At 64.4% G+C, this 20778-nt stretch carries 21 protein-coding genes; 12 read left to right on the forward strand and 9 right to left on the reverse strand.

Annotation, left to right across the window (positions count from 1 at the left end; translation table 11 throughout):
• Window positions 1-104: 104 nt before the first annotated feature.
• The 3 genes from trpB (at window position 105) to accD (ending at window position 3074) form a co-directional block, all read left to right on the forward strand.
• On the forward strand, window positions 105-1316 hold the full coding sequence (trpB, locus tag HDE78_RS13450) for a tryptophan synthase subunit beta (RefSeq protein ID WP_179480288.1): 1212 nt from the start codon (window positions 105-107) through the stop codon (window positions 1314-1316).
• Window positions 1313-2113 carry a tryptophan synthase subunit alpha gene (trpA, locus tag HDE78_RS13455; RefSeq protein ID WP_179480290.1) on the forward strand — a complete coding sequence of 267 codons (801 nt, stop codon included), beginning with the start codon at window positions 1313-1315 and terminating at the stop codon, window positions 2111-2113. The genes trpB and trpA overlap by 4 nt, the downstream gene beginning before the upstream one ends.
• A gap of 91 nt (window positions 2114-2204) precedes the next feature.
• On the forward strand, window positions 2205-3074 hold the full coding sequence (gene accD / locus HDE78_RS13460; RefSeq protein ID WP_179480292.1) for an acetyl-CoA carboxylase, carboxyltransferase subunit beta: 870 nt from the start codon (window positions 2205-2207) through the stop codon (window positions 3072-3074).
• A 276-nt stretch (window positions 3075-3350) separates the two neighbouring features.
• On the opposite strand, the gene HDE78_RS13465 is transcribed toward accD, so the two are convergent.
• Both HDE78_RS13465 and HDE78_RS13470 read right to left on the reverse strand, forming a co-directional pair.
• Window positions 3351-3947, reverse strand: a complete 597-nt coding sequence (locus tag HDE78_RS13465) for a phosphatase PAP2 family protein (RefSeq protein ID WP_179480293.1) — start codon at window positions 3945-3947, stop codon at window positions 3351-3353.
• On the reverse strand, window positions 3916-5076 hold the full coding sequence (locus HDE78_RS13470; protein ID WP_179480295.1) for a glycosyltransferase family 1 protein: 1161 nt from the start codon (window positions 5074-5076) through the stop codon (window positions 3916-3918). The genes HDE78_RS13465 and HDE78_RS13470 overlap by 32 nt, the downstream gene beginning before the upstream one ends.
• A gap of 166 nt (window positions 5077-5242) precedes the next feature.
• Here HDE78_RS13470 and HDE78_RS13475 point away from each other — a divergent pair, with 166 nt between their 5' ends.
• Window positions 5243-5683: a DUF4399 domain-containing protein gene (locus tag HDE78_RS13475; RefSeq protein WP_179480297.1), complete on the forward strand. Its 441-nt coding sequence runs from the start codon at window positions 5243-5245 to the stop codon at window positions 5681-5683.
• Window positions 5684-5725: 42 nt separating this feature from the next.
• Here the strand turns inward: HDE78_RS13475 and HDE78_RS13480 are convergent, their stop codons facing one another.
• Window positions 5726-6505 carry a transporter gene (locus HDE78_RS13480; RefSeq protein WP_179480299.1) on the reverse strand — a complete coding sequence of 260 codons (780 nt, stop codon included), beginning with the start codon at window positions 6503-6505 and terminating at the stop codon, window positions 5726-5728.
• A gap of 76 nt (window positions 6506-6581) precedes the next feature.
• On the opposite strand from HDE78_RS13480, the gene gltX reads away from it, so the two are divergent.
• The 6 genes from gltX to HDE78_RS13510 all read left to right on the forward strand — a co-directional run bounded on the left by gltX (window position 6582) and on the right by HDE78_RS13510 (window position 10655).
• Complete coding sequence (gene gltX, locus HDE78_RS13485) at window positions 6582-7982, forward strand: glutamate--tRNA ligase (RefSeq protein ID WP_179480301.1); 1401 nt, start codon at window positions 6582-6584, stop codon at window positions 7980-7982.
• 33 nt (window positions 7983-8015) lie between these two features.
• Complete coding sequence (locus HDE78_RS13490) at window positions 8016-8288, forward strand: hypothetical protein (protein ID WP_179480303.1); 273 nt, start codon at window positions 8016-8018, stop codon at window positions 8286-8288.
• 31 nt (window positions 8289-8319) lie between these two features.
• Complete coding sequence (locus tag HDE78_RS13495) at window positions 8320-8823, forward strand: transcriptional repressor (protein WP_179480305.1); 504 nt, start codon at window positions 8320-8322, stop codon at window positions 8821-8823.
• Window positions 8824-8932: 109 nt separating this feature from the next.
• Window positions 8933-9370 carry a MerC domain-containing protein gene (locus HDE78_RS13500; protein ID WP_179480307.1) on the forward strand — a complete coding sequence of 146 codons (438 nt, stop codon included), beginning with the start codon at window positions 8933-8935 and terminating at the stop codon, window positions 9368-9370.
• 61 nt (window positions 9371-9431) lie between these two features.
• A complete protein-coding gene (locus HDE78_RS13505) occupies window positions 9432-10427 on the forward strand; it encodes a cation diffusion facilitator family transporter (protein ID WP_179480309.1) in 996 nt (331 codons plus the stop codon).
• 66 nt (window positions 10428-10493) lie between these two features.
• Entirely contained in the window at window positions 10494-10655 is a 162-nt protein-coding gene (locus tag HDE78_RS13510; RefSeq protein ID WP_179480311.1) for a 30S ribosomal protein THX, read from the forward strand.
• 99 nt (window positions 10656-10754) lie between these two features.
• On the opposite strand, the gene HDE78_RS13515 is transcribed toward HDE78_RS13510, so the two are convergent.
• The 6 genes from HDE78_RS13515 to HDE78_RS13540 all read right to left on the reverse strand — a co-directional run bounded on the left by HDE78_RS13515 (window position 10755) and on the right by HDE78_RS13540 (window position 19282).
• The gene (locus HDE78_RS13515; RefSeq protein ID WP_179480313.1) at window positions 10755-11114 is read right to left on the reverse strand and encodes a hypothetical protein; all 360 of its coding nucleotides are present in this window, start codon (window positions 11112-11114) and stop codon (window positions 10755-10757) included.
• Between the two features lie 8 nt (window positions 11115-11122).
• Complete coding sequence (locus HDE78_RS13520; RefSeq protein WP_345776066.1) at window positions 11123-12679, reverse strand: efflux transporter outer membrane subunit; 1557 nt, start codon at window positions 12677-12679, stop codon at window positions 11123-11125.
• Window positions 12679-15879, reverse strand: a complete 3201-nt coding sequence (locus tag HDE78_RS13525) for a CusA/CzcA family heavy metal efflux RND transporter (RefSeq protein WP_179480315.1) — start codon at window positions 15877-15879, stop codon at window positions 12679-12681. Before HDE78_RS13525 ends, HDE78_RS13520 begins: the two co-directional genes overlap by 1 nt.
• 24 nt (window positions 15880-15903) lie before the next feature.
• Window positions 15904-17088: an efflux RND transporter periplasmic adaptor subunit gene (locus HDE78_RS13530; protein WP_179480317.1), complete on the reverse strand. Its 1185-nt coding sequence runs from the start codon at window positions 17086-17088 to the stop codon at window positions 15904-15906.
• A gap of 144 nt (window positions 17089-17232) precedes the next feature.
• On the reverse strand, window positions 17233-18591 hold the full coding sequence (locus tag HDE78_RS13535; protein ID WP_179480319.1) for a HAMP domain-containing sensor histidine kinase: 1359 nt from the start codon (window positions 18589-18591) through the stop codon (window positions 17233-17235).
• Window positions 18584-19282: a response regulator transcription factor gene (locus HDE78_RS13540; protein WP_179480321.1), complete on the reverse strand. Its 699-nt coding sequence runs from the start codon at window positions 19280-19282 to the stop codon at window positions 18584-18586. Before HDE78_RS13540 ends, HDE78_RS13535 begins: the two co-directional genes overlap by 8 nt.
• Before the next feature lie 214 nt (window positions 19283-19496).
• Here HDE78_RS13540 and HDE78_RS13545 point away from each other — a divergent pair, with 214 nt between their 5' ends.
• Window positions 19497-19835, forward strand: a complete 339-nt coding sequence (locus HDE78_RS13545) for a YerC/YecD family TrpR-related protein (protein ID WP_179480323.1) — start codon at window positions 19497-19499, stop codon at window positions 19833-19835.
• The gene (gene hisG, locus HDE78_RS13550) at window positions 19832-20725 is read left to right on the forward strand and encodes an ATP phosphoribosyltransferase (RefSeq protein WP_179480325.1); all 894 of its coding nucleotides are present in this window, start codon (window positions 19832-19834) and stop codon (window positions 20723-20725) included. The genes HDE78_RS13545 and hisG overlap by 4 nt, the downstream gene beginning before the upstream one ends.
• Window positions 20726-20778: the final 53 nt, after the last annotated feature.

Here is a 20778-nt window from a genome sequence, read left to right on the forward strand (position 1 = left end):
GGCAACCTTGGCGTTGCGTCGGCGGCTTCCTCCGCGACGTTGTGCCCCTGTGTGGCTTGAGCTGCTGCTGGGATGATGTTTTTTTGTCTTGATTGAGTGAGTGCATGAGCAAGATCGCGGATTTCAACGCCTACCCGGATGCGCACGGCCGTTTTGGCGAGTACGGCGGCAGCTATGTGGCCGAAACGCTGATGGCGCCACTGGCCGAGCTGGCCGATGCCTACGAGCGGCTGCGCCACGATCCGGAATTCATCGCCGAGCTGGATCGCGACCTGAAGTACTACGTCGGTCGACCCAGCCCGATCTACCACGCCGAGCGCCTGTCGCAGCATGTCGGCGGCGCGCGCATCCTGCTCAAGCGCGAGGATCTGAACCACACCGGCGCGCACAAGATCAACAACACGGTCGGCCAGGGCCTGGTGGCCAAGCGCATGGGCAAGCCGCGCATCATCGCCGAAACCGGCGCCGGCCAGCATGGCGTGGCCAGCGCCACCGTGGCCGCGCGGCTCGGCCTGAAGTGTGTGGTCTACATGGGCGAGACCGACATCGAGCGGCAGAAGATCAACGTCTTCCGCATGAAGCTGCTCGGTGCCGAAGTGATACCGGTGACCTCGGGTTCCAGGACATTGAAGGACGCGCTCAACGAAGCGATGCGCGACTGGGTCACCAATGTGGCCGATACGTTCTACATCATCGGCACCGTGGCCGGCCCGCACCCGTATCCGATGATGGTGCGCGATTTCAACGCCATCGTCGGGCGCGAGGCGCGCGAGCAGATGCTGGAGCAGTACGGTCGTCTGCCCGATGCGATGACCGCCTGTGTCGGCGGCGGCTCTAACGCGATCGGCCTGTTCCACGCATTTCTCAACGATGCCGACGTGCGCATCGTCGGTGCCGAAGCGGCGGGCGAGAGCATTGCCAGCGGCCATCACGCGGCGTCGCTGGTGGCCGGGCGTCCTGGCGTGCTGCACGGCAACCGTACGTACGTGTTATGCGACGACAACGGCCAGATCACCGAGACCCACTCGGTCTCCGCCGGCCTCGACTATCCGGGCGTCGGTCCCGAGCATGCGTTCCTGAAAGACGCCGGCCGCGCCGAATACGTCGGCGTGACCGACGACGAAGCGATGGAGGCGTTCCACCTGCTGGCGCGTACCGAGGGCATTCTCGCCGCGCTCGAATCGGCCCACGCGGTGGCGCAGGCGATCAAGCTGGCGCGCGAGTATCCGAAGGACGCGCTGATTCTGTGCAACCTGTCCGGCCGCGGCGACAAGGACGTGCAGACGATTGCCGAGCGCGAAGGAGTCACGATATGAGCCGCATCGATCGGCGCTTCGCCGAGCTCAAGGCGGCCAAGCGCACCGGCCTGATTCCGTTCGTCACCGCCGGCGATCCTTCACCCGACCATGCGGTAGCGCTGATGCATGCACTGGTCGACGCGGGTGCCGACCTGATCGAGCTGGGCGTGCCATTTTCCGACCCGATGGCCGATGGTCCGGTGATTCAGCACGCCAGCGAGCGCTCGATTGCCAAAGGTATCGGCCTGGCGCATGTGCTGCACTGGGTCGGCGAGTTCCGTACGCGCGATACGGACACCCCGGTCGTGCTGATGGGTTACCTCAATCCGATCGAAATCCACGGCTACGCGCGCTTTGCCAAGGAAGCGGTCGAGGCCGGGGTCGACGGCGTGCTGGTGGTCGATTGCCCGCTGGAGGAGGCGGCCGTGCTGAAGCCGCTGATCGATGCGGGGCTGCAGCAGATTCGCCTCGCCGCACCGACCACGGCGCCCGAGCGGCTGGCCCAGCTGTGCGAAGCCGCCACAGGTTTTCTGTATTACGTATCGTTTGCCGGCATTACCGGTGCCGGCCATTTGAGCACCGACGACATTGCCGTACGCGTGGCCGATATCCGTGCACGTGCCAAGGCGCCGGTGGCGGTGGGTTTCGGCATCCGCGACCCGGCCAGCGCCAAGGCGATCGCCGGCTTCGCCGATGCGGTGGTGATCGGCAGCGCGCTGGTCGAAAAGCTCGACGGCGCCAGCGATGCGGCAACGATCGCCGAGCGCGTGAGCGCCTTTCTCGCGCCGATCCGCGCCGCGCTGGATGAGCGCTGACCCATGCCGATCGCGCACCGGACCGGCCGCATGCGGACCTGGGGTGACGACTGGGCGATAATGAACCGATTTCTCGACAAGCGGTGATGCGATGAACTGGCTGCAAAAAATCATGAACCCGCGCACGCGCAGGCCCCAGCCGAACCCCGGCAAGGGCTCGGTGCCCGAGGGCGTGTGGGAAAAATGCGGCGGCTGCGGCAGCGTGCTGTATCGGCCCGAGCTTGAGCAGAACCTGATGGTCTGTCCCAAGTGCGGCCATCATGGCTATATCGAGGCGCGCACGCGCCTGCTCGCGCTATTCGACGAAGGTTCCAGCCAAGAATTCTGGGCCAGCATGGAGCCGACCGACCCGCTGAAATTTCGCGATACGAAAAAATATCGTGATCGCATCGTCGCCATGCAGAAAAAAACCGGCGAGAAAGATTCGCTGCTCGTGATGCGTGGCCTGCTGAAGGCCAGGCCATTGGTCGCCTGCGCTTTCGAATACGCGTTTATCGGCGGTTCGATGGGTTCGGTCGGCGGCGAAAAATTCGCGCGTGCGGGCGAGCTGGCACTCAAAGAGCGCGCGCCATTGGTGTGTTTCGCCGCCAGCGGCGGCATGCGCATGCAGGAAGGGCTGTTCTCGCTGATGCAGATGGCCAAGGCCGCGGCCGTGCTGGCACGTTTGCGCGATGCCGGCATTCCGTTTATCTCGGTGCTGACGGATCCGACCACTGGCGGCGTATCGGCCAGTTTCGGCATGCTGGGCGACATCAACATCGGCGAGCCGAAGGCATTGATCGGTTTTGCCGGTCCGCGCGTGATCGAGCAGACCGTGCGCGAGACGTTGCCGGAAGGCTTCCAGCGTTCGGAATTTCTGGTCGATCACGGCGCCATCGACATGATCGTCGACCGTCGCGAGATGCGCGACAAGCTGGCCGATCTGCTCGGCATTCTATCCAGTCAGGCGCGCGCGGCCTGATCCGTTTGAATGATGAGTTTTCCACAGCGAATGTGGAACGCTTGCGGCAAAGCCTGTGGACAAGCAGGCTTTGTCGTTTATGGATCAAGCACTTGCTACACATTGTGCAGCTTTTGATCAGCTTCGAGCCGACGGTGTCGCCGAAGTTTTCCACAGCGATTGTGGAGCGAGCGGCTTAAAGCCTGTGGACAACATAGCTATCTGTCTGACGGCAAAGAGACTTGTGACAGCGTGTCGATGAATTGACCATGCCGACGTCCGCTGTCGCCGAACCCCTTACGCGATGGCGAACAGCAGTGGTGCGAGATACAGCGACGCCGCGCTCAGGCCGCAGCCGATGCCGATCGCTGCCAGCACGTCGCTGGGATAATGCAGGCCGAGTATCACGCGCGAGGCGGCGATCAGCGAGGTAAAGCCGATCAGCAAGGGAGCCAGCGCGGGAAACCAGCTGATCGCCACGACGCTGAAGCTCACCGCTTGCAGCGTATGGCCGGAGGGGAAACTGAATTCGTCCAGCGGCGGCACGTGCGCGATCACGCCAGGGCATACGCGATAGGGACGCGGTCGACGCGTCCAGCGTTTCAGCAGTCGATACAGCAGCAGCGCGGTGAGCCCTGTCAGGGCCATGTGGATCGCGGCAAACACGCCATGCCTGCCGCCGATGACGGCCAGCACCGCCATCAGCGAATACCAGAACACGCCGTCGCCGAGCCGGCTGATGACGCCGAAGAAAAGTCCGACTGCGCGTCGTGCGCCCCAGCGATTCGCCGCGACACATACGCGACCGTCGAGCGCAAAGCGCGGGCCGAGGCCAAGTTCCGGCGTCAGCACAGGGTCGAGCTCAGGCGTGCGAAACAGCGGCAGCAGACGCATCGGAGTTCTCCTCGGCCAGATCACGCAGCAGTTTTTCGAAATCGCGGATCACCGCATCGGGCGAAAGACCCGCCATGCCTTGGTGCGCAGCGCGGCCCATGTGTCGGATCAGCGCCGGATTGCCGCCGAGGTTGGCGGCCGCCTCGATAAAGGCGGCGCTGTTGCCCGACTCGATGCAGTAGCCGTTGACGCCGTCGATCAGATGTTCGCGCGCGGCGCCTTCCGCAAACGCGACGACCGGCAGACCTGCGGCCAGCGCTTCGAGAATCACGTTGCCAAAGGTTTCGCTGAGGCTGGAAAACGGAAACAGATCGGCGCTGGCGTAGTGCCGCGCCAGCGCATCACCGCGCTGCACGCCGGCGAAGACTAAATCCGGGTTGGCAGCTTGCAGCGCCGCGCGCTCCGGGCCGTCGCCGACCCACACGTAGCGCGCCTGCGGTACACGCTGCTGGATGGCGCGAAAGGCCTGCACGGCGACAGTGAGATTCTTTTCCGCCGCAATGCGCCCGACGTACAGCACCACCGGCGTAGCGGCATCCACACCCCACGACGTGCGCAGGGCCTCATCGCGATAGCGGGGATGGAACAGCTGCGTATCGACCGCGCGGCGCAGCAGGCGCGCGTTGCCGACGCCCATGGCGTGCAGTTCGTGGGCCAGCGCCTCGGTGGGCACCAGCGTGGCCGCCGCGCGCTGATGAAAGCGACGCAGGTAGCCGCGCACCAGCGGCGTGAGCAGACCCACGCCGTAATGATCGGCATAGCTGTCGAAACGCGTGTGGAAACCGCTGCTCAGCGCAATACCCATGGACTTGGCCGTGCGCATCGCCGACCAGCCGAGCGGGCCTTCGGTGGCGACATAGACGGCGTCGGGCCGCTGCTGCGTCCAGTGCTGGCGCAAGGTGCGCGCCGCCGGCAGTCCGAAACGCAGGCCTGGATAACGGGGCAGGGCGCCGCCGCGCACGCTCAGCACGTCGATGCCGGGCTCGTCCGGATGCGGCTGCTGCTGGCGCGGGCGGATCAGGTCGACGCTGTGGCCGCGCGCGGCGAGTCCGGCGGCCAGGCTGTGCACGGTAAGTGCGACGCCATTGATCTCGGGCGGATAGGTTTCGCTGACTATGCCGATGCGCATGAGCGTGCCCCTACAGTGTTGGCGTAGCTTGGCCCGATCGCGTTGCGTCAACGTGGCGGCCGCATGACGTTGCGGTGACTGCGATCGTGCACGCGTCGATTCGCCGGGATGCGTTTACGTCAAGGTCGTGACTACACTGGCTTCCCATCCTTAGTGGAGTGCACCGATGAAACGCGTACTGCTCGCTCTCGCTCTCTCCGTCGCAGGCTTCGCCGGCGCCTCGATCGCCGCCGATGCGCCCGGTCTGCCCATCACCAAGGCGCCTAGCGGTGCCGAGGTCTACATCATCTCGCCGAAAGACGGCGCCACCGTGGGTCAGAACGTGACCGTCCAGTTCGGACTCAAGGGCATGGGCGTGGCGCCGGCCGGCGTCGATAAGGAAAAGACTGGCCATCACCACCTGCTGGTGGACGTCAAAGATCTGCCGCCCGCCGGCCAGCCGATTCCCAAGGACGAAACGCATCTGCACTTCGGCGGCGGTCAGACCGAGACCACACTGAAGCTGACGCCCGGCGCGCACACGCTGCAGCTCGAACTGGGCGATGAGAACCACATTCCGTTCGATCCGCCGCTGGTGTCGAAAAAGATCACCATCCACGTCAAGTGATCCCGACGCGGTGCATGCGATGCGCGCATGCACCGCGTTCGATCAGCGGCCGAAGTAGATCGACACACCCAGGTTGGTCTGCCACTCGGAGGCGCTGCCGGAAATGCGATGGTCGAAGCCGGCGTCGAGCTGCACGCGTGGGGTGACCAGCCAAGCCATGCCGGCACCGGCCACGGCGCCGCTGCCTTGGTCCGGTGTGTGCAAAAAGGCGGTTTCCGCATAAACCGTCAATGTCTTGCTGACGCTGTAGTTGTCGCTGAGCGCCACCGTGGTGCTGTCGCGGCCGCCGGCCCGAACGTCTTCCAGATACGCGCCGAGCGAATTTTTTTCATCGGCCTGCAGATTGAACTGCGCGCCCAGGAGGTACTGGTTCTGGTCGTTGCGAAAGGTTTTCGAACCGTCGGTGAACTCGACGCTGGCGAGCAGGCCCCAGCTGAAAATCTTGCTCGAGGTGGGCAGCACGAATTTCACCGCCAGGTTGGTGTCGCCGTGACCGTAGCTGCGACTGTTGATGCCGGGTCCGGTCTGGTGCAGGTAGTCGTACGCCGATCCGCCCAGCTGCAGCTCGAACGGGCCGCCGATGCCGAGCCTGAGCAGGGTGTCGGTGGTGTATTGCGAGCTGCTCACGCCATTCTGGTGATCGCGACTCCAGTCCGGAAACCCCTGTTCCAGAGTGAAGTCGCCCGCGCCCAGCACGACCGGGGTGAAACCGTAGCCGGGGCGGTCATAGCCGGGATTGTCCGCGCGCGCTGGTGCGGCGACGGCCAGCCATCCTGCCAGCACAGCCACGGACGCCGCGACGCTTCGATGCAACCGACGCATGCCGCGCTCTTTTTGCCGGTTATCGCTCCGGTATCGGCTAAAATCCACGCTTTGATTTCCCCATAGTTTGAATACGATGACCGTACGCACCCGCTTCGCCCCCAGCCCGACCGGCTTTCTGCATATCGGTGGCGCACGCACTGCACTTTACTGCTGGCTCGAATCGCGTCGTCGCGGCGGCGAGTTCGTGCTGCGCATCGAGGATACCGACCGTGAGCGCTCGACCGACGCCGCCGTGCAGGCCATTCTCGACGCGATGCAGTGGTTGGGCCTGAATCACGACGAAGGTCCGTTCTACCAGACCCAGCGGCTGGAGAGATACCGGCAGGTGGCTGACGACCTCGTGAAGGCGGGCAAGGCCTACTACGCTTACGAGAGCAAGAACGAGATCGAAGCGATGCGCGAGGCCGCGATGGCCAAGGGCGAGAAGCCGCGCTACAACGGCTATTACCGCGAGCGCAATGAACCTCTGCGCGACGATCCGAACCGTGTGATCCGCTTCAAGAATCCGACCGAGGGTTCGGTGGTGTTCGACGACAAGGTCAAGGGCCGCGTCGAGTGGGCGAACGCCGAGCTGGACGATCTGGTGATCTTCCGCTCCGACGGCTGGCCGACCTACAACTTTGCCGTGGTGGTCGACGATATCGACATGGGCATCACCGAGGTGATCCGCGGCGACGACCACGTCAACAATACGCCGCGCCAGATCAATATCTATCACGCGCTGGGTGCGACGGTGCCGGAATTCGCGCACCTGCCGATGATTCTGGATAAGGAGGGCAAGAAGCTCTCCAAGCGGACCAGCGCGGTCAGCGTGATGGAGTATCGCGACGACGGCTTCCTGCCGCACGCCTTGCTTAATTATCTGGTTCGCCTCGGCTGGTCACACGGCGATCAGGAGATTTTTTCCACCGACGAAATGATCGCGCTGTTCGATATCGCCGACGTCAACAAGGCCGCCTCACGCTTCGATACCGAAAAGCTGGCCTGGCTCAACCAGCATTACCTGAAGACCGACGATCCGCAGACCTTGGCGCCGGAGTTCGCATGGCATCTGGCGCTCGCCGGCGTCGACACGTCGAACGGCCCGGCGCCGGCCGATGTGATCGTGGCGCTGCGCGATCGCGTGCACACGTTCAAGGAAATGGTCGAGAAGGCGATGATCTGGTACGGCCCGATCGTCGAGTGGGACGACAAGGCGGTGGCCAAGCACCTGAAGAACGACACCGCGGTGGCGGTGCTGCAGCAGGCGAAAACGCTACTGGCCGATTGCGAGTGGAAGCCCGAGCCGATTCATCGGGTGATCGAACGGATTGCCGCCACGCTCGAACTGGGCATGGGCAAGATCGCGCAGCCGCTGCGCGTGGCGCTGACCGGCACGCAGGTGTCGCCATCGATCGACCACACGCTGTATCTGGCCGGTCGCGCCGAGGCGCTCACGCGCATCGAGGCGGCCATCGGCAGGGCGCAGGGTTGATCGCCTCCCTGTCGATAACGTACTGATATCGGCATGGACGCGCTGCTCGCCAAGGCCTCGCAGGGCGTCGATCCGGATGCCCCCGACGCGTTTTTCCAGATATTTCTCAACCTGTTGAATCTGATGCCGTGGGCAGCCATGTTCTGGTGGAGTGTGGCGTTTGTCGTGGTCGGCGCCTTGCTCGGCTGGTTTCGCGGCCGCACCGTGGAAGGCATCGTGTGGGCCGCCGCACTGGGCCCGATCGGCTGGATCGTGATCTTGATCCGGCCCAGACCCAAGCCGCGCGCGGAGCCGCCGCCGCTGTAGAGGCATCCCCGTAGCGCAGCGGCGGGGATGTATGATCCGCCAACGAGGTAATCCCGTGAGCCATGACGCCAACCCGCACGCCCATCATCCGCATCCGCACGATGCCAAGAAGTTCGTGCGCGCGGTGGAACACGCCAGCGAAGAGCGCGGCCTGCGCCTGACGCCGCTGCGCAAGGAAGTGCTGGAGCTGGTCGCCGCGGCCGACAAGCCGGTCAAGGCCTACGATCTGCTCGATCAGCTGCGCGAGCGGCACGGCAACGCCGCGCCGCCCACGGTATATCGCGCGCTCGATTTTCTGCTCGACAACGGATTCATCCACAAACTCGAGTCGATCAACGCCTTCGTTTCCTGCCATCACCCGGCGGAAGCCCACCAGGTGCCGTTTTTGATCTGCGACAGCTGCGACAGTGCGCAGGAGGTCTGCGACGAGCGCGTGGCGGACCTGATCGAAGCGCAGGCCAAAGCCATGGGCTTCAAGCCGCAGGCACAGACGCTCGAAGTTCACGGCACCTGCAAGGCCTGCCGCACGGCCTGATGCATGCATTTTGCCCGTAGCCGGCGGCTATGGATTTCGTCAGTGTTATAAAGTAACATCGCCGGACTGAGCACAAGCCGCCCCGCCGGGTGACGCCCAGTCCAGGCCTATGAACTCCGATCAGGCACCCAAATCCCGCTGGTGGCATCTGGCCGATCGCGTCGGCGCGACGGCATCATTTCTCTGCGCCATCCACTGCGCAGCGCTGCCCTTCGTGCTGGCGCTGCTGCCGTTTATCGGCCTGCAGTTTCTGGCCGACCATCGATTCGAGCGCGGCTTCGTATTCTTCGCCTGCGCGCTCGCTCTGTTTGCGTTGATCACCGGCTATCGCCGTCATCAGCGCCCGCTGCCGCTGATGCTGGCCATACCGGGTTTATTGCTGCTGATTTTCGGCGTGACCTGGGCCGAAGGCATCTCGATCATCGTACACAGCGTGCTGGTGACGATTGGCGGCCTGCTGGTGGCCAGCTCGCATTTCGTCAACCTGCGCAGCGACCGCCGCCGAAGCCACGCCGGCCACGTCCATGGCCCGCAGTGCGCGCATTGATTCGCATGCTTTTTGTGCGCAGTGATTGTGTAACGGCGCCGGCCGTTCCTAGCATGTGCGCATGAGCACCACTCACAACCACTCTCATGATCACGCGCATGACCACGCGCCTGGCCATGCCCATGCGCACGCTCACCATGATCATGGCATCAGCGATATCGGTGATCCGGGCAGCCGTCGCCGCACCAAGCTGCTGTTCGCCTTTGCGCTGACGACGGTGATGATGGTCGCCGAGGTGTTCGGCGGCCTGTGGTCCGGCTCGCTCGCACTGCTCGCCGACGCCGGCCACATGATGGTCGATTCGCTGGCGCTGCTATTGGCATTCGTCGGCGCGTGGATGGCGACCAAGCCCGCCGACGCGCGGCGCAGCTACGGCTACGGCCGGATGGAAGTGCTGATCGGCTTCGTCAACGCGCTGAGCCAGTTCGTGCTGGTCGGCTGGATCATCTACGAGGCGATTACCCGGTTGATGCATCCGGGCGAAATCCTCTCCGGCGTGATGTTCGTGGTGGCGATTTTCGGCCTGCTGGTCAATGTGGTGGTGCTGCGCATGCTGCACGGCCACGCGCACGACGACGTCAACCTCGCCGGTGCCAGCCTGCACGTGCTGGGCGATTTGCTCGGCTCGGTCGCCGCCGTTCTGGCGGCGCTGGCGATCCGCTGGAAGGGCTGGGTGTGGGCCGACCCGGTGCTGTCGCTGCTGGTGTCGCTGCTGATCCTCAACAGCGCATGGCGACTGCTGCGGCTGTCGGCGCATATCCTGCTCGAAGGCGTGCCCGACGGCATGGACTGTGCCGAAGTGGAAACCTCGCTGCGCGGGGCGCACCCCTCGATCCGCAACATCCACCACCTGCACGTGTGGCAGCTGGCCTCGGGCTCGCGCATGGCCACCCTGCACGCCGAGTTGACCGAGCCTGGACAAAGCGCCGAGGCCCTGCTGGCCATCAATCAGCTGCTGCTGCAGCGCTTCAACATCCAGCATGTGACGGTGCAGGTCGATCCGAACGGCGAATGCTTCGATCAGGCGGCCGGCTGCGTGGGCCACGGCCATCTCTGACTTTGGCGCTTTGCGCCCGCGCTGCTATGATGCTCGGCCAGTCATTCATATTTGTAAGGAGTTTCCATGGGTAAGGGCGATCGCAAGACCCGTCGTGGCAAGACCTACCGCGGCAGCTACGGCAATACCCGTGCGCACGGCGCAGCTCCGGCTGTGGTCGGCAGCAAGGAGACCGTGACCAAGCCGGTCGCCGCCAAGAAGGCCGCGCCGAAGAAAAAGTCGGCCTGAGTCTCTCCGGCCAGATTTGACGAAGACCCCCGCCCGTGCGGGGGTTTTTGTTTGTGGAAGCTGCCTCGGCTATGCCGTGGAAAGCCGATGATGCAGGCTTCAGCCCCCTTGCGCCTGCGCCATCCCCAGCCTGCACGGCTGCGGTTGCACGATGACATCGTCACCCACGTGGATCAGCGGTCGACCGTCGGCTATCGGTATCGCCAGCCTGTAGCTCGGCATGCGTCGGCCCAGATGAATGGCGACGATCGCGACCTTGCTCTTGTCGTCGCTGCCGCCGTCAGCCGTGCCCAGGCAGTGGTCGTCGATGCCGGCCGGAAGCTTGGCGCGCGACACGATGCCCGCGATGCGGCCATCCCGCCATTGCTCGGGGCTTTTGCTGAAGAGCGGCGTGCAGCCCGCGCAAGCCAGCGCGGCAGACAAAGTTGAAAGGCATAAAGCGCTGATTTTGGGATACATGGGATGCCTCACTTGGCGACCTGTAGGCTCTGCGGGTTGGTGCTGTGGTCGGTGCTTTCGGGTTCGGCGATGCCGAGCGCGGGCGAGACGGGCTCTTTGGCGGCCGTCCAGCTGCCGCCCAGCGCCTGCAGCAGCGCAGCGGTATCGCTGAATTCGGCAGCCTGCGCCTGGATTTCGGTCAGGCGCGTCTGCTGATACGCCTGCTCGGCATTGAGCACGGTCAGCGCATTCACGTAGCCCAAGGCCTGCTGCTTGCGAGTCAGATCCAGCGTCTTGCCCGCGGAGGTTTCGGCATAACGGGCGGCCTGCAGCGCGCGGTCGTCCGCCTGCAGCGCGTACAGCGCATCGGCGACGTTCTGAAACGCCGAGAGCACCACCGATCGGTACTGCGCCTGCGACTGCTGCCAGGCTGCCTCGGCGGCGCGCTGGCGGTGCTTGAGCGTGCCAAAGTCGAGCAGGGTCTGCGACAGGCTGCCGGTAAGCCCCCAGAAGGTGTTGTTGTCGGCAAACATCTGGCTGAAGCTTGTCGCGCTGCCGCCGTATTGCGCCGAAAGCGATAGCTGCGGCAGCCGGTTGGCGATCGCCACGCCCACCTGCGCGTTTGCGGATTGCACCTCGGCCTCGGCCGCGCGCACGTCCGGGCGCTGATCGACGAGCTGCGATGGCAGCGCGCGTGGCAACGAAGCCGGCAGTCGCAGCGCGGCTAGATCGAAATCCTGCTGGCCGCCCTGCGCCGGCGGATCGCCGGCGAGCACGGCCAGCAGGTCGCGCGTCTGCTCGAGCTGCTTTTCCAGCGGTGGCAGCAGCTGCTGTGCCTGTGCCAGAGCCGTCTCCTGCGCCGCGACGTCGAGACCGGAGGCTTCGCCGAGCGCGGCCTGCTGTTGCAGCAGCTGCAGCGACTGCTGATCGGCACGTAGCGCCTCGTGGGCCGCCTGAATCTGCGCGCGCTCTGCGGCCTGCTGGATCGCCGCCAGCACGACGTTCGATGCCAGCGTGAGATAGGCCGCCTGCAGCTGAAAGCGCTGCACATCGGCCTGCGCCTGCAGCGATTCCACCGTGCGGCGATTCAGGCCGAACACATCCGGGGCATAGGCGATGCTCAGCTGCGCCGTATGCAGCGTATAGAGCGCCTGGCCCGAGCTGAGCGTCGGGGCAAGCGTGCCCACCGCATTCTTCTGCCGGCTGGGTGAGTAGCTCAGTGAGGCGGTAGGGAAGTAGGCGCCGCGCTGGGCCGCCACGTTCTCCTGCGCTTCGCGCAGCGTGGCCTGCGCGCTGGCGATATCGGGGTTGTGAGCAAGCGCGCGCTCGACCAGCGCATCGAGCGACGGCGAGGTGAAGACGGTCCACCAGTCCTGCCGGATGACGGCATGCGTGTCGCGGATCGCCGTCTCTGCATCGGTTTCGCCTACGCGGGACGAGTCAGCCGGCACCGGCCGGGTAAATCGCGTTTCGCTGGGCAGGCTGGGGCGGCGATAGTCCGGGCCGACCACGCAACCGGCACACAAGGCGTTCAAGGCGAGCGTCAAGGCGCAGGCGAAACGACGAACGAACGCCATGCGTTTCATCACAGACCTCCGGTTTCACGCGGGCGCGCTGGCTTGCGGCTCTTGCGCCGATGCGACCACTCCACGACCAGCACCTGCAGCGCCGGCGCAACGATCAACAGCATCACCGGACCGAGCAACATGCCGCCCACCACCACCGTCGCCAGCGGACGCTGCACCTGACTGCCGATGCCGGTGGACAGCGCCGCCGGCAGCAGGCCGATACATGCCGACAGCGCCGTCATCAGCATCGGGCGCATACGCTGTTCGGCGGCCAGATACATCGCCTCCAGCGGCGTCCTACCCTCGAATACCAGGTGGTTGAAATAGGAGATGACCAGGATGCCGTTCATCACCGACACGCCGAACAGCGAGACGAAGCCGATCGCCGCCGAGACGCTCATGTTCAGGCCGGAAAAGTACAGTGCGATAATGCCGCCGGCGATCGAAAACGGAATCGCCGCCAGCGTCAGCAAGCTGTCGCGCAGCGAATTGAACAGCGTGTAGAGCAACGCGAGAATCAGGCCGATGGCAATCGGCAGCACGATCGCCAGGCGATGCTTGGCTTGCTGCATGTCTTCGAATTCACCGGCCCACACCAGGTGGTAACCCGTCGGCAGCACGACGTTCCTGGCGATGCGCTGCTGGGCGTCTTCCACTGTACTGCCCAAGTCGCGGCCGCGCACGCTGAACTTCACCGGGATAAAGCGCTCGTTGCTCTCGTGATAGATGTAGGAGGCGCCGGTATCGAGCGAGATGTCGGCCACATCGCGCAACGGGACGTACGCCGTGGCGCCGCTCGGCGTGGCGTATCCCACCGGTATGTTGCCGATGGCCTCCACGTCGTTCCGAAACGGCGAGGCAAGGCGTACCACCAGTGAAAACTGCCGATCGTCCTCCAGCACCGTGGTCGCCTGCGTGCCGCCGGCGGCGGCCTGCACCACTGCATTGATGTCGCCGGTATTGAGGCCGTAGCGCGCGGCCCTGGCCCGATCGACGGTGATGTTGAGATTGGGCTGGCCCAGCACGCGGAACACGCCCAGATCCTGCACGCCTTTGACCTGGCGCATCTGGTGCAGGACATCGTCGGAGAGCTTCTCCAGCTCGTGCAGATCGGGCCCGACGATCTTGACCGAGTTGGCGCCCTTGACGCCCGACAGCCCTTCTTCGATGTTGTCCTGGATGTACTGGGAGAAGTTGAACTCCACGCCCGGAAATTCGTCGCTGAACTGCTGCTGCAGCGAATTGACCAGCTTTTCCTTGCTGTCGCCGCTGGGCCAGTCGCCCTCCGGCTTCAGCGGTACGAACAGCTCGACGTTGTAGAAACCCGAGGCGTCGCTGCCGTCGTCGGGTCGGCCGTGCTGGGACACGACGGTCACCACCTCCGGATGATTCTTGATGATGCGGCGCATGCGGTTGACCTTGTCCATGCCCGCCTCAAGCGAGATCGTGGTCGGCATGCTGGCGCGGATCCACAGATTGCCTTCTTCCAGCGCCGGCAGAAACTCGCTGCCGATATGCGGCAGCAGCAGTCCGGCCACGAGCAGAAAAGCGACGCCGATGGCCACGGTCGCCTTGCGCTTCTCCAGCGCCCAGCGCAGCACCGGCGAGTAGACGCGGCGGATGCCGCGTACGAACAGCGTCTCCACTTCGTTGACGTGCTTGGGTAACAGTAGCGACGCCAGCACCGGCGTCACGCTGAAGGTCGCCAGCAGGGCGCCGGACAGCGCATAGGTGTACGTACGCGCCATCGGATTGAAGATCTGGCCCTCGACGCCCTGCATCGTGAACAGCGGGATGAAAGCGGCGACGGTGATGGCCGAGGAAAACAGCACCGCGCGATCGACCTGGATCGCACTGATGTAGAGCAGGCGCAGACGTTCGGTCCAGCCATGTGCGGCGTTCCCGCGCGCATACATGGCGTGGTTGCTCTGTGCCTGGTCGTGCAGCAATTCCTGCCGCTCGTCGTGATTCTTCTGGAAGTTGCGGAAAATATTCTCGATCAGGATCACTGCCGAATCGACGATGATGCCGAAGTCCACCGCACCCACCGAGAGCAGGTTTGCCGAGTCGCCCAGCAGCACCAGGATGATGATGCTGAAGAACAGGGCGATGGGAATATTGGCGCTGACGATGATTGCGCTGCGCAGGTCGCCGAGGAAAATCCACTGGATGAAAAACACCAGCAGGCAGCCGAAGAGCAGATTGTGCAGCACCGTATGCGTGGTGACCTCGACCAGCGACGAGCGGTCGTAGAACGGCACCACCCGCACGCCGGGCGGCAGGGTGCCGTCATGATTGAGCTTGTCCACCGCCGCCTTGACGCGGTTGACCACGTCGTTGGTCTGTTCCGTGCGGTTCATTACGACAATGCCGGTGACCACATCGTCCTGATCGTCGCGCCCGGCATTGCCCAGTCGCGGCACGGCGCCGATGGAAACCTTGGCGAGGTCGCTCACCAGCACCGGCGTGCCGTTGGATTGGGACAGCACGATATGGCCGATATCGTCCACGTCCTTGATCAGCCCGACACCGCGGATATTCACCGACTGCTGGCCGATATTGATCGTGCGGCCGCCGACGTTGGTGTTGGCATTGCCGATGGCGGCGATCAGCTGCGGCAGCGTGACGCCGTAGCCCTGCAGCTTGTTCAGATCGACATCGACATCGTACTCCTTGGTCGTGCCGCCCCAGGTCACCACCTGCGCGATGCCTGGGACTGAGAGGAGTCGCCTCGTCACGACCCAGTCCTGCAGCGTGCGCAAGTTGGTCAAACCGAAATGCGGCGGGCCGACGATCTGGTAGCGGTAGATTTCGCCGACCAGGCTCGATGCCTGGATCTGCGGCTGCACGTTGTTCGGCAGCGTGACGTTCTGCTGCAGGTTCAGCGCGGCCTGCGCCAGCGCAAAGTAGTAATCGACGCCGTACTTGAAGGTCACGCGGACGAAGGACAGACCATAGAACGAGGTCGAGCGGATATTGTCGACGCCGGGCGTGGTCGCCAGTCCCACCTCCATCGGTCGCGTATAGCTGCGCTCCATTTCCTCGGCGGACAAGCCGGGCGCCTGGGCGGTGATCTCGAGGATCACCGGGGCAGGGTTGGGGTAGGCCTCGATATTGAGCTTGGCGTAAGCGACCAGTCCGGCGCCGACAAAGGCCAGCAGTGCCAGGATGATGATCGAGCGCCGGGTCAGCGCAAACGCGATAAGACCTCTGAACACGTGGGGTTCTTCCGTATCCGGGGCTTACTGCGACTGCAGCGCCAGCGCGCTGCTGATAAACAGCGCACCGTCGCCGGCCAGCTTCTCGCCGGGACTGAGGCCGGCAAGAATCTGATCCATGCCATATTGTTGGAGGCCCAGCCGAACCTCGCGCCGCTCGAAGCGACGACCGTCCTGCGTGGTGAACACGGTCATGCTGCCATCGCCTTCGCGCACGACGGCATCCGGCGGCACGGCCACCGAAGGCGTCGGTGCGCCGGTCTGTACTGTAAAGTTCGCCATCGTCTGCGGATGCAGCTGATGCTGGGGATCGTCGATCTGCGCCCGCACGCCGATGCGGTGGGTGCCTGGGTCGGCTGCGCTGCCGATGTAGCTGATGGTGCCGTACAGCTTCCGCTGCGGTAGACCGTTGACGCTGACCTCGACCGGCTGGTCCATCCGCACGCGGGCAATCTCGTCTTCGGGTACGTTGGCCACCACCCAGACGCTGGAAAGGTCGGACACCACAAATGCCGGCGAGGATGCGCCCGGCTGTACCAGGGTGCCCGGCGCAATATTGCGCGCGGTGACGTGGCCGTCGATCGGGCTGCTGATCGTCAGCGTGTTGTCGATCGTGCGCGTGGCGATCAGGCGATCGATCTCGGCATCGGATTTGCCGAAGATCTTGACCGCATTGCGCGACGCCAGATAGTTGCCGTGCGCCGTTTGCTGATCCGACACGGCCTGCTCCAGATCTTTCTGCGCATTGGCCTGCACCGCGAGCATCTTGCGCGCGCGCTCAAGTATCTTGGTCGACAGATCGAAGACGGCCGCATTCGAAATCAAGGCCGATTCCGCCTGCACCAGATCGGGGCTCTCAACGGTGAACAACACCTGGCCTTTCTTGACGTCGTCGCCCGCCCTGGCCCGCACCGCGAGCACGCGACCCTGGTAAGGCGAGAAGATTTGCGCCGTGCTGTCCTGGTTGAAGTCGACGTATCCGAGCGCATCCAGCCGTGCATCAAAGGCCTGCGTGGCAGCGCGGATCACATGCACCTGCGTCGCCTGCTTGTCGCTGATCGTTACGCTGTCTGTCGCGCTAGCCGTTTTCGGCGGGGGCGAGTCAGTGCTTGGGCTGGCCGTGCGGTTCGAAAAGTGCAGCCAGCTCCACGCGGCGACCAGCACGATCACAGCAGCAACCGCCCAATGTCGATGACGTCGATGGCGCATGCCTGTTCCGGTTTTTCTTGGTTCGCACGGGTATCCGGCGCACGACGAGGCCGTGCCGGCCAGTGCAGCGCCGATTACCTTATCGGCCACGCACGAGGACGAACAGTTACGATCCGGAAAGGTTTGGCGAGCCGGCGAGGCAGCTTAGTCGCGCGGAAGCCGGATGCTCACACGCAGCCCCGGCTGGGCGTCTTCGAGCGCCATCCGGCCGCGGTGCAGCGCGACCACGGCGGCCACGATCGACAGCCCCAGACCGTTGCCGCGCAGATGCCGGCTCGCATCGACGCGGAAGAAACGCTCGGTGGCGCGACCGATCAGTTTAGGCGGAATGCCCGGGCCATTATCCTCGACGACCAGGCAGAAGCTTTCCGGCTCAGCGGTCACGCGCACCGTCACCTGCGTGCCGGGGCCGGCGTACTTCAGCGTGTTGTCGAGCAGGTTGGCCATGACTCCGGCGATCAGGTCGCGATCGATCGAGGCATGCGCCGTCGTTTCGATGGCCAGCGCGATGGTCTGGCCCTGATTCTCAGCCGCCGGCTGGTACAGCTCGACGATGTCGGTAATCACTTCGCCCAGTGGCATCGAGGCGAAGTGCTGACGACGCACGCCGGATTCGGCTTCGGCGATCTGCAGCAGCTTGTCCAGCACGGTAGTCACCGCATCGATTTCGTCGATGGCGTACTGCGCACTGACCGGCAAGCGCTCGGCATTCGACGGCAGGCTCAACGCCTCTTCGAGGTTGCCGCGAATGCGGCTCAGCGGCGTTCGCAGATCGTGCGCAATGGCATTGGACACGTCGCGCGCGGTTTCCATCAGGCGCTCGATTTCATCGAGCATGACGTTGACGTCGTGCGCCACCATCGCAAACTCGTCCCGCGATCGGCCGACGTCGATGCGCTTGTCCAGATTGCCGGCGGATATTTCCGTGGTCGTGAGGTGGATGGCGTTGAGTTGCCTTTTCAACTGCCGACGAAACAGCCACGCGCCGAGCGCCGCCAGCACCAGCGCCAGCAGGCCGCCGAGCGACAGCGCAGTGACGCTCATCCGTTCGAGCTCGCGCTGATCGCGCATGTCGCGTCCCACCACCAGCGTGCTGCCGTTGGGGAAGCGATAGATCAGCAGGCGGCTGACCGAGTCTCGCCCCAGCCGCTTCACCGGCTGTTTGACCAGTTCGTTACTGTGACCGCTGAGACCGGGCCACGCGGTGAGGTTGCCGATGATCTTGCGACCCTGCGGATCGACCAGCAGGTAGATCTCGGTATCGACGTCGCGATCGTCGGTCAGCAGAGTGTGTATCTCGCGTTCTAGCGCCGGCTGGCCCGCCTGATGGCGTATGTCGATCAGGCGGCGGGAGGTCGCGGTCAGCTGCGCGTCGATATTGCGGGAGATCAAACCGGCGGTGCCGACATAGAATACCGTCGAGATCAGTGCGACCGATAGCAACAGCAGCAGCCCGTAGCCGACGGCCATGCGAAACACCACGGAGTGGCGGAAGCTAGCCATCGCTGGCGCTTTCGCCAGGCGCACGCACGGTATAACCTGCACCGCGCACGGTGTGGATCAGCGGGGCGGCGGCGTCCTTGTCGATCTTGGTGCGCAGTCGGCTCATCTGCACGTCGATGACATTGGTCTCGGGGTCAAAGTGGTAGCCCCACACCGCGATCAGCAGCATTTTTCGCGTAACGACTTCGCCCTGGTGGCGAATCAGGTACTCCAGCAGCTGATATTCCCGCGGCTGCAGAATAATCGGCTGCTGGTCACGAAATACGCGGCGCGCGCGCGTGTCGACTTTCAGATCGCCGACAACGAGCACGCCCATATCCTCGCGCTGTCCGGCGCGACGAATCAGCGCCTCGATGCGCGCCAGCAGTTCATCGAACGCAAACGGCTTGGTCAGATAATCGTCGCAGCCGTCGCGCAGGCCGCGCACGCGCTCATTCAGGCTGCCGAGCGCGCTGAGAATCAGCACCGGGGTGGCATCGCCGCGCCCGCGCATGGTCGAGAGGATGTCCAGGCCATCGAGCGCGCCCGGCAGCATGCGATCGAGCACGACCACATCCCAACCCGCTTCGTTGACCTTCGACAGCCCGCTCGCGCCATCGTGGCAGGCAGTCACGCTAAACCCTTCGCGCTGCAATCCATCCTGGATCAGCTGCGCGGCGGCCTGGTCATCTTCGATTAGCAGACAGCGCATGCGCAGAGACTTTCCGATCAAAGTAGGGTTGTGAAGCAGCCAGGCTTTTCGGCTGTTTCCGCATGATAAGCGACTCGTCGTTCTGGTGCGTTGTCAGCCGCTGGCTGGCTCAGGAGCAGGGTGTCCGCTTGCCTGAACCATCGCATCTGGACCGTTTGCAACGCCTAAGTGCAGTCTGTAAGATGCAACTACTGTATTAACGCATTAGTACGTTATGAAGCGCCGATCGCTCGATCCAGAGACACCTGATGCATCCGCCAAGCTGAGCCTGTGCGAGGCGCTGCTGTCGTTGAAGAACGCCGACGAGATGGGCGCTTTCCTCACCGACCTGTGCACGCCGGCAGAACTCGAAGTGCTGGTGGATCGCTGGCGCGTGGTGCCGTACCTGCTGGAAAGTCTTTCGTACCGTGAAATCCACGAGCGCACCGCCGTCAGCATCACGACCATCGGACGGGTGGCGCGCTATCTCAATCAAGGCAACGGCGGTTACCTGGCGGCGGCAGCGCGGGCGGCGCGGCGTCAATCGCAGACAGCAAAGAAGGCCAGGGCATGAAACAGCGTGATCGACTTCGTATAGCGATGCAGAAATCCGGACGGCTGACCGAGCCGGCGCTGGACCTGCTCAACCGCTGCGGCCTCAGCTTCCGGCAGAGCCGCGACAAGCTGTTCTGCTTCGGCGAAGGCGAGCCGGTGGATCTGCTGCTGGTGCGCGATGACGATATTCCCGGGCTGATCGCGCAGGGCGTATGCGACCTTGGCATTGTCGGCCGCAACGTGCTGGACGAGTTCCGCCTGACCACCGGTCGCGACGCCGCGCCGCTGAATGAACTGCGCCCGCTCGGCTTCGGCCGCTGCCGTCTGTCGATCGCCGTGCCGCAGGAGCTGGATTATCAGGGCCCGCAGACGCTGGAGGGCGAGCGCATCGCCACCTCCTATCCGGGCCTGCTCGGCGAATGGCTGCGCACGCATGCCGTCAACGCCAGCGTGATCATGCTGTCGGGTTCCGTCGAGATTGCGCCGAAGCTCGGCACCGCCGATGCGATCTGCGATCTGGTGCAGAGCGGCGGCACCCTGGTCGCCAACCAGTTGCGCGAGGCCGAGGTACTGCTGGAAAGCGAGGCCGTGCTGGCCGGCCCGCTCAGCCTGCCGATCGACGAGCGCGGCGACATGCTGGAGCTGCTGCTCAAGCGGCTGGATGGCGTGATCCAGGTCCGTGAATCGCGCTTGCTGCTGCTGCAGACCTCGCGCAGCTCGCTGGAGGCGATCACCCGTCTTTTGCCCGGCGGCCCGCAGCCGACGCTGCTTGCTGTCGCTGGCCAGCCCGATCAGCTGATGCTGCAGGCGCTGTGCGCCGGCGAAGTGAGCTGGCGTCAGCTGGAAGAAATCAAGAAAGCCGGCGCGCGCGAGATGTATGTGCTGCCGGTGGAAAAAATGCTCGCCTGAGCCGGGCTCGCAGCCTGAGAAAAAATCAATCATCACGTCGTAATGAGCAAGGT

It is taken from the genome of Rhodanobacter sp. K2T2 (assembly GCF_013408815.1).
In the GTDB taxonomy this organism is placed as follows: domain Bacteria; phylum Pseudomonadota; class Gammaproteobacteria; order Xanthomonadales; family Rhodanobacteraceae; genus Rhodanobacter.